This window comes from Clostridium sp. CTA-19 (assembly GCF_054767855.1).
In genome coordinates this window covers 194,847-209,629 of record NZ_BAAABH010000003.1, presented here as the reverse complement: position 1 = coordinate 209,629, position 14,783 = coordinate 194,847, and the positions used below count along the sequence as shown (strand labels likewise).

13 protein-coding genes are annotated in these 14,783 nt (G+C 26.1%); all 13 read right to left on the bottom strand.

From position 1 onward, the window contains the following. Window positions 1-464: 464 nt before the first annotated feature. The 13 genes from ACYUE0_RS03185 to ACYUE0_RS03125 all read right to left on the bottom strand — a co-directional run bounded on the left by ACYUE0_RS03185 (window position 465) and on the right by ACYUE0_RS03125 (window position 14,778). On the bottom strand, window positions 465-1,445 hold the full coding sequence (locus tag ACYUE0_RS03185; protein ID WP_061993924.1) for a glycosyltransferase: 981 nt from the start codon (window positions 1,443-1,445) through the stop codon (window positions 465-467). 451 nt (window positions 1,446-1,896) lie between these two features. After that, window positions 1,897-2,604, bottom strand: coding sequence for a WecB/TagA/CpsF family glycosyltransferase (locus ACYUE0_RS03180; RefSeq protein WP_460269472.1), 708 nt, complete (start codon window positions 2,602-2,604; stop codon window positions 1,897-1,899). Beyond that, window positions 2,605-3,258: a sugar transferase gene (locus ACYUE0_RS03175; RefSeq protein ID WP_010293017.1), complete on the bottom strand. Its 654-nt coding sequence runs from the start codon at window positions 3,256-3,258 to the stop codon at window positions 2,605-2,607. A gap of 91 nt (window positions 3,259-3,349) precedes the next feature. Continuing rightward, the gene (locus ACYUE0_RS03170) at window positions 3,350-4,609 is read right to left on the bottom strand and encodes an O-antigen ligase family protein (protein ID WP_061993921.1); all 1,260 of its coding nucleotides are present in this window, start codon (window positions 4,607-4,609) and stop codon (window positions 3,350-3,352) included. Between the two features lie 93 nt (window positions 4,610-4,702). After that, window positions 4,703-5,731, bottom strand: a complete 1,029-nt coding sequence (locus tag ACYUE0_RS03165) for a glycosyltransferase family 2 protein (protein WP_061993920.1) — start codon at window positions 5,729-5,731, stop codon at window positions 4,703-4,705. A gap of 15 nt (window positions 5,732-5,746) precedes the next feature. Further along, on the bottom strand, window positions 5,747-6,808 hold the full coding sequence (gene wecB / locus ACYUE0_RS03160) for a non-hydrolyzing UDP-N-acetylglucosamine 2-epimerase (RefSeq protein ID WP_460269471.1): 1,062 nt from the start codon (window positions 6,806-6,808) through the stop codon (window positions 5,747-5,749). Between the two features lie 19 nt (window positions 6,809-6,827). Next, complete coding sequence (locus ACYUE0_RS03155; protein WP_460269470.1) at window positions 6,828-7,925, bottom strand: glycosyltransferase; 1,098 nt, start codon at window positions 7,923-7,925, stop codon at window positions 6,828-6,830. 91 nt (window positions 7,926-8,016) lie between these two features. Further along, window positions 8,017-9,372, bottom strand: coding sequence for an O-antigen polymerase (locus tag ACYUE0_RS03150; protein ID WP_061993917.1), 1,356 nt, complete (start codon window positions 9,370-9,372; stop codon window positions 8,017-8,019). Between the two features lies 1 nt (window position 9,373). Next, window positions 9,374-10,450, bottom strand: coding sequence for a leucine-rich repeat domain-containing protein (locus tag ACYUE0_RS03145; protein WP_460269469.1), 1,077 nt, complete (start codon window positions 10,448-10,450; stop codon window positions 9,374-9,376). Between the two features lie 4 nt (window positions 10,451-10,454). After that, window positions 10,455-11,759: a flippase gene (locus ACYUE0_RS03140; protein ID WP_460269468.1), complete on the bottom strand. Its 1,305-nt coding sequence runs from the start codon at window positions 11,757-11,759 to the stop codon at window positions 10,455-10,457. A gap of 17 nt (window positions 11,760-11,776) precedes the next feature. Beyond that, window positions 11,777-12,841 (bottom strand): glycosyltransferase family 4 protein, encoded by a 1,065-nt coding sequence (locus tag ACYUE0_RS03135; RefSeq protein WP_460269467.1) that lies wholly within the window; start codon window positions 12,839-12,841, stop codon window positions 11,777-11,779. Window positions 12,842-12,903: 62 nt separating this feature from the next. Further along, entirely contained in the window at window positions 12,904-13,644 is a 741-nt protein-coding gene (locus tag ACYUE0_RS03130) for an acyltransferase (RefSeq protein ID WP_460269475.1), read from the bottom strand. Between the two features lie 27 nt (window positions 13,645-13,671). Next, the gene (locus tag ACYUE0_RS03125; RefSeq protein ID WP_460269466.1) at window positions 13,672-14,778 is read right to left on the bottom strand and encodes a Gfo/Idh/MocA family protein; all 1,107 of its coding nucleotides are present in this window, start codon (window positions 14,776-14,778) and stop codon (window positions 13,672-13,674) included. Window positions 14,779-14,783: the final 5 nt, after the last annotated feature.

Below are 14,783 nucleotides of genomic sequence, written 5' to 3'. Positions count from 1 at the left end.
ACTTAAATTTATTCAATAACCTTAAAATATTTTCATACAAGATGCAGTGTTAAATTCTAAGTGATTCTGAGCATGTCTCACTATTTTAGGTATCCAAGTTTTGGAATGGATAATTTTAAAAGTCAACTTGGAACCCTATATAGGGTTCCAAATTAAATCTTAAACTTATTCATTTATCAAATGAGAAAACTCAAATTAATATTTTTTCAATAACTAACAGATTATTTTAGTTAAAAGTTAAGAGTGAATAGTGAACAGTTGTGGTTATTTTTCTCAACTGATAACAAAAATTTGATGTATAAATTTAAGTTATAGATTTCATCCCCCTATAATTGCTTTATTAATTATTTTTAAAATATATCACAGTATAGTTGACTAGTCAACCATATGTAAATTATTCTTATTTTAAAAAATATTTTCACAATTTCATTAAAATCACTATATAAAAAACACTAGATAATCATCTAGTGTTTGTCCTTCAAAATTTCTTTATAAAAATTATGATACTTTTGCCAAAATCTACTCATTGTAAATTCTTTTAATACTAAATTTTTAATATTATGGCCTAAAACTTTTAAATTATCACCTTTATCATAAGCCTCCAACATGCTTATATAAATATCTTTTTCACTTTGTGACTTTATCAATATTCCATTATTAAAATTTATTATATTTTCCAAGTCTCCAACTTTTGTGGTTATGACTGGAATTTCCATAGCCGCTGATTCAAGCATTGCTAGTGGTGGAGCACCACCTTCACTGTAAGATGCTATAATTGTACAATCACATATTTTTAAATAATCTCCTACATTTTCAACAAAGCCGCCTAAAATAACTTCTTTCTCCAAGTTCAACTCTACTATAAGTTCTTTTATTCTGTCTTTTGATTCTCCATCTCCTAATAAAAGCAACTTAGAACTTTTATTATCATTATTAAATTTAGCAAATGCTTTAATTATATTTTCATGATTTTTTATAGGATGAAATCTTGCAATAACTCCAAAAATAAAATCATCATCATTTATTTTAAATTTATTTTTTAATTGATCTGATGATTCTTTTTCAATAAATTTATTAATTCTTATACCATTATTAACTACTGCTTTCTTTCCTTCAAACTGCTTTTTTTCTAGCAATCTTAGTAAATTCTCCGAAACTGTAATATAATTATCAAAACTTTTTAACCCTAATGAACTTAATGGTGTATATAAATAATACTTAAGTTTATTATTTAAAAAATCATATCTATAATCACTGTGAACTGTTGCTACAGTTTTACATTTTATTTTATTTTTTATAAAAAAATGTATCAAAAATGGTGATGCTCCATGAAAGTTAACAATATCTATATCATTTTCATCTACATATTTTACTATTTCATTATTTAAAACCTTCTTCTGAAAAGTTTTATAATTTATATTTGTATTTTTTACTTTGTTAGACAAATATCCTTCGCCTACACAACCTAAAACATTTTCAAAATATTTATTATCCTTGCTACATAAACTTAATACATGACTGGCTCCTCCGCCATTATCATTTCCCGATATAATATGTAAAACCTTAATTTTAATCCCCTCCTAAAAAGTTTAAAGAGAAATAAAAAGCAATCTATATTTTTAATTTAATCAGTCTATTATATAATACTTTAAAATAATAATCTATACTTTAAAAATAAGTTACAATATCAAATTATATAGAGAAACAAGCTCGAATTTAAATTTATTCAATAACTTTAAAATATTTTCATACAAAATGTAGTGTTGAATTTTAAGTGATTCGGAGCATGTCTCACTATTTTAGGTATCCAAGTTTTGGAATGGATAATTTTAAAAGTCAACTTGGAACCCTATATTATATTCTTTTATAAAAAAAGAGCATAATATGCTCCCTATTCTACCTATTTTTCATGGTAGTGATTAAAAACTTAGGTATAACACCTAACCTTTTTATTCTTGAAGGATTTTTTAATGTTCTATAAAGCCATTCTAACCCACAATCTATCATCCATTTAGGCGCTCTACTAATTTTTCCTGAAATTACATCAAAACTTCCACCGACACCCATATATATACTACATGGTAAACTTTCCATGTTCTTTATAATAAATTCTTCTTGTCTTGGTGCACCCATTGCTACAAATATAGCATATGGTTTTTTTTCTTCTATTTCTTTCGTAATATGTGTACAGTTGCTCATCTCAAAATATCCGTTATGACTTCCAACTATATTTAAATTTTTATATTTTTCTTTTAATTCTTTCTTACATTCTTCTAAAACTTCTTCACTTGCACCTAATAGATATATACCTTTATTTTCACTATTGCAAACTTTAATTATTTCATCCATTATTTCAATTCCAGCCAATTTCTCTTGTATAGGGTTTTTTACTATTTTTGATGCTATAATAGTTCCAATTCCATCTGGAATTATTATTGATTTATCTGATGTAAAAAAATCAAATAATTTTTTATTATTTAATCCTAGATTTAATATTTCAGGATTTCCAGATACAATATTTATTTTTTCTTTTGAAAAAACTTCTTTAATAAGCTCTTCTTTTGTTCCTGAAAAAATATCATAATCTAATAATTTTATTCCCATTTAAAATGCCCCTTCACTTTTAAACACTTTTACAACTGTTTGGAATAATATTTTTATATCTAATAATAAAGAAAACTTCTTTATGTACGTTAAATCATAATAAACAGTTTTGCCAAGTTCTATTTCTCCTCTTCCATTTACTTGTGCAAGTCCTGTTATCCCTGGTAATACTAATAATCTTTGATAATAGCTTTCTGGATAATATTTTACAACATCAGGTATCTCTGGTCTAGGACCAATTAGACTCATATCTCCTTTAAGAACATTAAATAATTGTGGTATTTCATCTAAGCTAGTTTTTCTTAGAAATTTTCCACTCTTAGTAACTCTATTATCACTTTTGCTTTGAAAAACAAAATTATCCATATTTTCAGGATCTATTTCTAATTCTCTTTTTGATTCTGCTGAAACTACCATAGTTCTAAATTTCAATATGGTGAAATTTTTACCATCCTTACCTACTCTCACTTGTTTGAAAAGTGCTGGTCCTTTTGAATCTAATTTTATCCATGCCCACAATATTATAAATATTGGAGATAATATTAATATACCTATAATTGATAATATTATATCTGAAATTCTTTTTATCCCAAACTGTATAGCTTTCCCTCTAATTTCACTATAAGCGTCTATTTTTATGTCATTTGCGTCCATTGTATCCCTCCACATCATCTATTTATAAACATTTATTCTTTATTTTAATACTTGCCATATTTTAATTTTATAATTCTATAAGATTATGAAATTAATTATATATTTTCAAATCATTAAACAAAATACTTTCTGATAATGCTATAAACAACCAAAAATAAGTAGTTGTCTGTGGTGAAAAAAATAGATTATCTAAAAAGTTCATAGCTAAAAAAGCTATAATAGATGCCATAACTCCCATGAAAAATAATTTATACATTTTATTATGAGAATTCTTATAAACTCTAACTACACTTCTAATAGAACTTACAATAACAAGAACAAATGAAATTATTCCTAATATCCCTAGTTCACTTTGAACTTTTAGATATGAGTTGTGACTACTAAATCTATGGTAATCTTTGTATCTTAGTTCTGGATATTTTTCAATATATTGATCATATAGAGCTACATAATTACCATTTCCTATTCCTAATATGGGATTTTCTTTTATCATTTTTCCTGCTACCTTCCACAGCTTTATTCGTGGGTCATTTAACACAGATATTTTAATGTTGGAAAATCTATTTATTAAAGATTTATCAAATAAAATTATTGGTACAAATATTATAAAAACAGATAAAAATTTATAATTATATAAAAATGCTAAAACTAAAAGTCCTATGATGAATCCAACAGTAGCATTTCTTGAATAAGTTAAAAATATATTTATAACTATTAATAATGATGTTATAATGTAAAAACTTTTACTTTTTTTATTATTTTCATTAAAAATCAACATAAATATAGGAAAGAAACTTAAAACTAAATATGCTCCTAATCCATTTGGATTTTCCATAGTCGATGTAATACGTGTTCCTTCTGAAGATATAAATATTGGATCTAATCCAATCTTGGTAAAATACTGTATACCTCCATATACACATAAAATTGCTGTTGTACATACAAAACACTTTATTATGTTTTCTATACTTTTCTTTTCTTTTACTTCATATTTTACTATAAATACTAAAGCTATATATGTTACAAATCTAAATGTTTCTTTTAATGCTAATCCTTTTTCTGCAGAATATATTGTTGAAAAAGCCATAACTATAGCTAGTACAATTATACTAATACCTAAAAATGAGGTTATAAAATTGTTTAAATTTAAATAAAGTTTTTTTCTATTATTTTTATTTATTAATGAACATATAGCATAAATAAAAATAATTGACATCAATATAATATCTGGAATTTTACCTATAAGCCCTAGCTTATCATTTATTATAGGCAAAATTAATACATATATGCAAATTAAATAATATAATAATTTAGATGTTTTATTCATATTATCACCAACTCTTTTTAACATTTAAAGTGCCCATACCTAAAGGAAGGGCCCTTAAAATTTATAATTTATACTTTCACTAATATGCTCTATTGTAAGTACTCTTTTCTAATTAATCTATCTTGAAGTCTTAGTATTTTTATTTATCCTTTTATTTGACTTTAATACATAAAAATTTACTAATCCATCTAGAAATCCTATACCATAACTAAAATGTAATATAGGAAAAACTATGGGAATGTATTTTAAAAGCTTTCTTTTCCCTTTGGTTATCTTAAATGAAGATATTAAATCTCCTATTAAGTATAAAGCTAAAACTAACATCCAAATATAGAATATAGGTTTTAAAAATAAACTTAATATAGCTGCACCTATATTTCCCAAAACAAATGCCATTGGTACTAGATGTCTTATAGATGGTGTACCTCCATGCTTTTGCATTACTCTAACTTTCCAAAAACCATATTGAAAATATTGTCTCCAAAGTTTTTTAAAGGATCCTCTACTATAATATGTGGATTTAATTGTTGGAGATAGTAATATCTTATATCCACCTTTAGTAACTCTAAAGTTAATCTCATCATCTTGATTTCTAACTAATTCATCATCAAAATAACCTATATCTTCTAAAACTTCTCTTTTATATGCACCAAAGGCCACTGTATCTACAAACATTTCCTCTTTTGCATATCTAAATAATGCATTTCCTACACCAAACGGTGAACTCATTGCCAAGGCAATAGCTGTTCCTTTATCATTTTCACTAATAGTTTCTATGGGACCACCTACACAACCTACCTCTTTATTATTAAATAATAAATTCATATTATTTTCTACAAATTTTTCATCAGCATACGCATGAGCTCCAAATATTATTATACTATCAGCCTTACTATATCGTATTCCTTCATTCATAGCTTTAGGAGCTGTTAATCCTTTGTTATCAACTAAATGTATATTATCGTATTTATCTTCATATTCTTTAATTAAATCTCTCGTACCATCATCAGACATTCCATCGCAAACTAAAACTTCATATAAATCTTTAGGATATGTCTGATTCACAAAAGAATCTAAACATTCTTTTATGTAGTTTTTTTCATTTCTACAAGGAATGACTACTGAAACGGTATATCTATAATTCATGTAAACTCTCCTTTATTAATGGATACTAACTTCTAATAAATCATTTATCTTTTGACCTGCTTTTCCGTCTCCAAAAATATCTTCTTTTTCTTTTTTAGGAATAAAGTTTTTGATAGCGTCTAATATTTTTTCTTTATCTGTTCCAACTATTATATTCCATCCATTTTCAACAGTTTCAATCCATTCAGTTTCATCCCTCATAGTGATACATGGTTTACTCATAAAAAACGCTTCTTTTTGAACTCCACCACTATCAGTAACTATCTTTTTACTATTAGCTTCAAGTGAAAGCATATCTAAATATCCTATTGGATTTATTATTTTTATATTTTCATTAAACTTTAATCCATAATCATCCATATACTTTTTTGTTCTAGGATGTAATGGTAGGACTATATTTTCTTTACTTTCATTTAATGCTTCTATTATATTTCTTAATCTATCTATAGAATTAGTATTTTCAGCTCTATGTATAGTTGTCAATATATATTCATTTTTTTCTAATCCTAATTCACTTATTATTTTACTTTTTTCTTCTGCTATAGTCTTGAAATGTAATACAGCATCGAACATAACATCTCCAACATTATGAACACCATTATTTATACCTTCATTTTTTAAATTTAACTTTGCACTTTCAGTTGGAATAAATAAAAATTTAGAAATATGATCTGTAAGAATTCTATTTTGTTCCTCTGGCATATTTTTATTAAAACTTCTAAGTCCGGCTTCTACATGAGCTACTGGTATTAACATTTTACTAGCAACTAATGCACCTGCTAATGTAGAATTAGTATCGCCATATACTAAAACACAATCTGGTTTCTCTTTTTTATAAATTTCCTCTAGTTTCTCCATCATTTCTCCAGTTTGTTTACCATGTCCGCCTGAACCTACTGAAAGGTTATAATTAGGTTTAGGAATATTTAATTCCTCAAAAAATATTTCTGACATATTTGTATCATAATGTTGTCCTGTATGTATTAAAATTTCAGTATGTTTTTTTCTTAATATATTGGATACTGCTGCAGCCTTTATAAATTGTGGTCTAGCTCCAACTACAGTTACTATTTTCATAATTTATCTCACCTCTTAATTATTGTAAATCTCTAGATACTTGCAATGCTCTTGCTTTCCATGTGTTATCTTCTAATATATTTGATATATTCTTAACTTTATTAGATATTTCAATATTATTATTACCTATATTATTAAGTAATTCAATTAAATCTTCAACATTATAATCTATATTCCATCCAATATCATACTTTTCTACAAATTTAGCCGTAGCGGTTCCATTAGTTGCTATTATTGGTTTTTCATATTGCATATATTCAAAAAGTTTTAAAGGCATTGCAAAACTTCTATATTCAGATGGTTCAAAAAATAGACTTGCAATATCACTTTTTTTATAATAGGATTCCAACTCATTACCTGATTTATGAATAATTTCTATATTTCCAGTTAAATATTGTTCATATTTATCCTTTGATTTTTTCCATTCATTTTCCCTACAACATACTATAAGTTTTACATTTTTACATTTAGATACAGCTAAGAAAAGCTTTTCTAAATCGTATAACCCTGTTATTCCACCTACATAAAATATAGTTAGCCTATTATCTTCAATAGAGTTCTTTACATTTATATCTTTCTTTAAATCTATTGCTGGAGGCAATTCTTTTACATTTAAATTCTTAATCTCATATATGTATTTTTTCATTTCCATTGAAGGTAAATATAAAATATCTAATATATTATTATATTTTTTTAAATCGTATTTATAAAAAAAGCTTGCAAATGTTCTTTTCAACAATCCAACACTTTCTTTATATATAGGAAATTTCCAATATATATCTCTATAAAATAGTCCTACCTTAAGATTATTCTTTTTACAAAACTTTAAAAATTCAAAATCTAAAGTTGGATATACTGGTAGATGGTGTTGTTCTGTCAATAGTGTTGGTTCTGTAGAACTCTCACTATAAACAAAATCATATTTCATTCCATTTTTTATATTATTTTTAACAATACTTATTTTTGTCTTTCTCTCTTTACCATATCCACTTATAATTTCTACATCATATCCTATTTCTTTAAATGCATTAATTATTTTAACTGGTCTTATTTGCGATCCTGATGGATGCTCTGTATTTATGTAAAATGGTAAATGAACTATACATTTTTTTTGCATATTTTCCTCCAAAATAAACTTTTTTATTAATAATATAAGATAAGCAAATCATAATTTTAAAATATTAATTATGTATGCTTATCTATATTTACTAGTTTCTTTTTAATGACTTTATATTTAACTTTTCAAATATGAACGTAGAGTATTTTATAAACATCAAAAGTGCTATTATACTAATAGTACTAGAACTATACATAAAATCACAGAATCCTGCTTGACTTGTTATTGCAAAATTTGATGTTAAAACTGCAAATAAAGTTATATTTATAGGATCTTTTTTGCATTTTAAGAATATTATAAATATACCTCCAAACAGTATACCCATGTATATTGCTGCAAATACCACACCTTTTACACCAAAATTAGCAAAAGCTTCTCCAATAAACATAGCATTCATAACTCCAGCTATACCTTTATATACATTTCTACTCCCATAATAAGTCATAACAACTCTAGCAGACCTTATATGACTTTGCCCTATACCTACCAATGACAATATTGTAGGCGAAAAACTACGTCCCATCAGTAACGGCAGTCCTGAAGTAAATAAATCTATATGGAATATTAGAGTAACTGCTTGAGTATATATAGTTCTTCCAAGTGGCCCTTCATAGATACTAAATATATGATTTAACCTTCCATTTAAAGCATACATAGCAAATATAATTGCTCCTAAAAATGCAACTAATGGAATAAATAATTTTAATTTTATTTCTCCTTTTACATATATGTATATAATTATAAATACAAATAAGTAAAATACCACTGGTGCCTTAGCAAAATTGTAAGTTTTTATTAAAATCGAACTTATGAATAATATAGAAAATAATATTTTCCACTTTTTATCTTTAACATTCATACAAAATGTAAATGCTAAATATGATAACATTGGTATGAATGTTAATACAAAAATATTTGCTACATATGATGTTATGTTTGATATTCTAATTCTTTCTAAAGCTAAATCCAAATTAGGATCTTTAAATATTAGTTTAAAGATTGGTATATAACCAATTCTAACAAACATATATGTCATTACCATTATGCAAAATGCTGATACAGCTGCTGTAATTAAAAATACATTTTTTTCATTACTTGTCTCAACTTCTTTTTTTAAATATATATCATAGTCTCTTTTAGCATCAACATTAAATATTTTTTCAATTAATAATATAGTTAATGGCATTACTATAATGGTAAACAATAATAAATAGAAAGTTTTATCTATATTTTTATCTTCTATAATATATCCAATCATATAGTGCTTTCTATCACCTAAATATGCTAAACTAACCCCTATATATGATTGTAAAATAATAAGATAAAAGGTATATGAAATTAAATTTAATTTATTAGGCATTAACGTACCTGATGCCTTATAAAATAAATAAGCAGAAAGTGCTAATCCTGAAAATATTAATATTAACTTGAAAAATATAATATCCATATTACTTATACCTTTCCTCTAGTAGATATAGTTTTGTTTCATCATCTGCTTGACTAAAATTATTAACTAAATGTTTTATAGGCTCTCTATTTATATGTTTATCTAAATAGATTTCATTAAGCTGCTTCATATTTGAGCATACACTTATATCCTTAACTTTAGTTAGCCTTATGTTTAGTATCTCTATATTTTCTAAACTAGCAAGTTGACTAATATCACTAATGTCATTATATGATATGTTTAATTCTCTAAGATTCTTATTATTTTTTACAAAATCTATGTTAGTTAACTTATTATTTGATAATTGTAAAACTTCTAAATTTGTTAGTGGTGATAAATCAGGTATGTTAGAAATTCCATCATTATTCATCTTCAATTCTTCTAATGATGTTATTTTATTTATAGAATTTACATCATTTATATAATTAGATGTAATATCTAAAAATCTTAATTCTTTTAACTCCGTTAGAGATTCTATCGAATTTATTCTATTTAAAGTTAAATTCAATCTTTGTAAACTTTGAAGATTAGATAAAGATGTCACATCTGATACATTATTTTTAGCTAAATCTAATTCAACTAAATTATTTAAAGATGCTAATGAACTAATATCTGTAATATAATTATTAGTTAAACTTAAATTCATCAATGATTTAACATTCCCTAAAGGACTTATATCGTATATTTTATTATCATCAAACTTTAATGTATTAAGTTTATGCAATTTTGTTAATGGTTCCAAATTTTCTATTTTATTCTTATTTAAATTTATCTCTTTTAAATTTTTAAAATTCTCTATACCAGTTAAATCTGTTATTTCATAATCTGCTAAATTTAAAACTGATACACGGTTAGTATCTTCAATATATAAACTTCTCCATCTAATTCCTAATTCATCTTTAATCGCTTTTTCTAATTTCTTATCTGGAAATTCTATTTTAAATGAATTGGGGTCAAATTTTCTCCATGTCATCATTAAAGTAATTATTAAACTTAAAATTACAATACTTACAATGGCTATAGAAAATTTATACTTTACTATTTTATCCTTAGATAATTTTAAATCCGCTTTTTTCATTTAATCACCTCTTAGCTAGCCTTGCTTTTATTGATTTTACTACTCTATCTTTTATACCTTTATCAATTTCACTAATTCCTAATAAATGCTTAGCCGAAATTTTTTCTTTAAATATATACATTCCCAAATATATAAAACCATATACTGTGTATGATATGGTAGATGCTATTGCAGCCCCATTAATACCCCATTTAGGAATTAATATTAAATTAAAGGCAAAATTAATCATAAATACTGAAAATGCAATAATCGTATGTATATATGGTTTTCCTATGCTTTGAAAATATCCTCCGGACACTTTTCCAATAGAAGCAAATGCTATACCTACAAATAATATTTGAGTGGGAAGTTGAGATGATGCATACTCCTCTCCATAAAGCCAAATAATTAATGGACTAAATAGTATTGCTCCTATAGAAAAGATTAGAGTAACATAGAAAACATACTTAACTGTAAGTGCAGTAGTAATTTTTCTTTGCTCATGTGCATCATCTGAAATATTATATAGTCTTCCAGTTATAGCAGTTCCTACGCTAGAGGGAATTAAAAATAACATCTCTGCTAAAGTAACAGATACGCTGTATATTCCTAATTGTACTTGTCCTAACATATCACGAACTAAAAATTGATCTAGCTTATAATTTAAGAAAACAAATAAGTTTCCTAAATATATCATTCCACCAAATTTAAGCTGCTCTATTAATAATTTTTTATCATAAGAACTTAAATTTAACTTATATGCTCTTACATTTCTAAATAATAAAGGTATTGTTATTAATATAAATATAAGTTGCACGCCTAAATAAGATACTAAGTTCAACCATCCTGTGAATACTAAAATAAGTAATACTACTGTCTTCATAAAATTATTTTTTAAATTTATATTATTTGCCATGTATATTTTTTCATCAGCAACATAATAAGATGTAAATAAATTTGCAAATAATGATCCAATAATAGTAACTATCATTATTCCTATTATTAGCCAATTATAATTTAAATTTCCACCTATTTTCCATCCAATAATAATCATTGTAATTATTAAAGATATGGCAATTATTGTTAGAATGTTAGTATTAAATATATCCTGTGTCGAACTTTTACTTTTCTTATAGAAATAAGGTAACGAATATGTTATTCCTAAATGACCATATTCTGATATGGTTGATATAATTAAAGTTAAATATGCCAAATCACCTTTTCCACTTGGACCTAATTGTCTTGTTATTAACAAGTTAGTAATAAATGAAAAACCCATTATCATTATTTGTGTGATAAAGTTACTAGCTATATTTTTTGCATAACTCAAATTCAAATACCTCCAAATTATAATCTTTCATATAAATCTGACATTGTTTTAACATTTTCTTCCCAATCATACACATCTAACACTACTCTTCTACCTTCTTTTCCCATTTCCTTAGCCACACATCTATTCTTATATAAATATTCAATTTTATCAGCTAATTCATTTTCATTTTGTGGTTCAAATAAAAGTCCTGTTTCATTATCTTTTATAACTTCTTTTAATCCACCACAATTTGAAGCTATTACAGGTCTTTCACACGCTGATGCCTCAATTGCAGATACTCCAAAGCTTTCACTTAATGAGCATAAACACATCACATCAACTTTATTTATATATTGCGGAACTTCTGTATTTTTAACTCTTCCAACAAATTCAACATTTTCATTTAAATTTAATTGTTCAGTAAGATTTATAAGGTTTTTTCGTTCACTACCATCACCAATAATTTTTAATTTTATATTGGTATCTTTTGTTCTATCAATAACCATTCTTAGAGCCTTTATTAAAGTATCTATGCTATAAATTTTTTCAAGACTTTTTGCTATACCTATAGTCATACTTTCTTTTTCAAAAATCTCTGATGTCTTACTAAATAAATTAACATCCACCCCAAAAGGTGTAATTACAATTTCTTTTTCACTATTATAGCTTTTTATTTCTTTTGCCATGTCATAACTTGTGGAACATAATACATCTGCTTTATTAAATACGTAATTCAGTATTTTTTTATATATACCATTCGATTTTGGGAAAAGATATACGTCACTTCCCCAAACTGAAACTACAAACGGTCTAACACCACTTACAGCTCCAAAAAAACCGTAACTAGATGCATAATAACTATGTAGTATGTCTGGATTTATCTTTTTTACAAGTTTTTTAACCTTATGCGCTAAGAAAATGTAACTACTTTTATTCTTATACATGGGCTTTAAAACATAGGTTTTTACGTTTCCACTATATTTATAGTCACTTTCCCTCATGCTTATTAAATGTATATCATAATTTAACCCTGAAAAATAATCTAACCATTTTTGTGTGTGAATGCTATCAGCATCTGCTAATATACATAACTTAGTCATATACACACCCCTTATTCTTTCATATTATCATACTAAATATAAAACTAACTTTTTTTAAGTTATTATTGATTTTTTAAAAGTTGGTCTTCTGGAACTTTTCTAAATACTTTTGCTGGATTTCCTAATACTATTTTTTCCTTTGGGGCGTCTTTAGTTAAAACACTTCCTGCTGCTACTAACGCATCCTCTTCAACTATTTTTCCTGGTAAAATTACAGCTCCTGCTCCAATTCTACCACCTTTTTTTACTGTTATTCCCTTAAACTTTCCAAATCTTTCTTTAGAACGGGCTGCATAATTATCATTTGATGTTGCAACACATGGTGCGATGAATACATTATCTTCAACTTCTGAATATGCTGTTAAATACACATTTGTTTGTATTTTGCAGTTATTCCCTACTTTGCAGAAGTTTTCAATAGTAGTACCTCTACCTATTATGTTCTTATCTCCTACAGTTACATTTTCTCTTATTGTTGCCATATCAGCTATAAGAGTTTTACTTCCGATAGTACATCCAGCATAAATTATAACAGATGCACCTATCAAACATTCATGTGAGATTTTAGCTGGTTCTAATTTTTCTTCATCTTTAAATATGCTATTTACACCTCTCATAGGCAACTTGCCAATAATTGTATTATCATCTATTCTTACACTTTCACCTATAACAGTTCCACTATGAATAACTACATTGTGTCCTATAATACAATTATCACCTATAACTACATCATCTTCTATAACAGCAAATCTTCCTATTTTTACATTTTGTCCGATTTTACTTTTATCTGAAATATAATTCATCATCGTTCTCACTTTCTACTTAAAAAATTAGTTTTTTAATTTTTTTATATCTTTCATTTCAATTGATGCGAAGTTTTCCATTGGGAACTTAACTGGCATTCCTGTTAATCTTGATTTGTAAGCTGCAAGGATTATTTCCATAGCTTTTTTTCCTTGTTCTCCACTAACTAATGGCTCTGTTCCATTATTTATAGCATCTATAACATCTTTAAATAATGCTGTATGTCCAGCACCATAAACATTGTCAACTTCACCTGATGCTTCTTTTATTACATCTTCTTCTTTTTCTAATTCGTCTTCAAATCTCCAAGTTTCAATTTTATTAACAGCCATTCCACCTATGCATACTGCTGCTTTTTCTCCAAAAATACTTAAAGTTTCTTCTAAATTTTTAGGGAATACACATGCACTACCTTCAACAATTCCTATAGCTCCATTTTTAAATCTTATTACTATAGCTCCAAAATCTTCTGCCTCTATATCTCTTAAGAATGTGTCACATTGAGCATATACTGTATCTACTTCTCCACCTAACATCCATTGAAGAAGATCTATATTATGTATGCATTGATTCATTAATGTACCACCATCTTGAGCCCAAGTTCCTCTCCATGGTGCTTGCTCATAGTATCCCATATTTCTATTCCAAAGTATTCTTGCTGTACCATTTACAAGTCTACCAAATCTATCTGCTTCTATTGCACTTCTTAATTTTTGTATTGGTGCATTAAATCTATTTTGATGAGATATAGATAGAGTAACATTATTATTTTTAGCAACAGCTATCATTTCATTAGCATCTTTTACAGATAAAGCCATTGGTTTTTCAACTATAGCGTTTATTCCCTTATTCATGCAATATATTGCTATCTCTGGATGATATCCACTTTCAGTAGCAATGTATACTATATCAATTCCCATATCTTCAATCATTTTTTTATAATCCGTATATACTTTAACATCACATTCACAATTCATATTTTTTATATATTCATCTTTTTTAGCGATAGCTTTTTCTTCTGCTACATCACAAGTGGCTACTAAAACAGCCTCTTCTTTATTATTTATTATAGCTTCTACGCCCTTGTAAGATATTCTTCCACAACCTATAACCGCAAATTTAAATTTTTTCATAATAA

What these genes read in the sequence shown, in the direction of transcription:
- ACYUE0_RS03175 (WP_010293017.1), bottom strand. Translation starts at nt 3,258, where the DNA reads ATGGACGCAAATGACATAAAAATAGACGCTTATAGTGAAATTAGAGGG.
- ACYUE0_RS03130 (WP_460269475.1), bottom strand. Translation starts at nt 13,644, where the DNA reads ATGAATTATATTTCAGATAAAAGTAAAATCGGACAAAATGTAAAAATA.
- ACYUE0_RS03180 (WP_460269472.1), bottom strand. Translation starts at nt 2,604, where the DNA reads ATGGGAATAAAATTATTAGATTATGATATTTTTTCAGGAACAAAAGAA.
- ACYUE0_RS03165 (WP_061993920.1), bottom strand. Translation starts at nt 5,731, where the DNA reads ATGAATTATAGATATACCGTTTCAGTAGTCATTCCTTGTAGAAATGAA.
- ACYUE0_RS03125 (WP_460269466.1), bottom strand. Translation starts at nt 14,778, where the DNA reads ATGAAAAAATTTAAATTTGCGGTTATAGGTTGTGGAAGAATATCTTAC.
- ACYUE0_RS03135 (WP_460269467.1), bottom strand. Translation starts at nt 12,841, where the DNA reads ATGACTAAGTTATGTATATTAGCAGATGCTGATAGCATTCACACACAA.
- ACYUE0_RS03145 (WP_460269469.1), bottom strand. Translation starts at nt 10,450, where the DNA reads ATGAAAAAAGCGGATTTAAAATTATCTAAGGATAAAATAGTAAAGTAT.
- ACYUE0_RS03155 (WP_460269470.1), bottom strand. Translation starts at nt 7,925, where the DNA reads ATGCAAAAAAAATGTATAGTTCATTTACCATTTTACATAAATACAGAG.
- wecB (WP_460269471.1), bottom strand. Translation starts at nt 6,808, where the DNA reads ATGAAAATAGTAACTGTAGTTGGAGCTAGACCACAATTTATAAAGGCT.
- ACYUE0_RS03150 (WP_061993917.1), bottom strand. Translation starts at nt 9,372, where the DNA reads ATGGATATTATATTTTTCAAGTTAATATTAATATTTTCAGGATTAGCA.
- ACYUE0_RS03170 (WP_061993921.1), bottom strand. Translation starts at nt 4,609, where the DNA reads ATGTTAAAAAGAGTTGGTGATAATATGAATAAAACATCTAAATTATTA.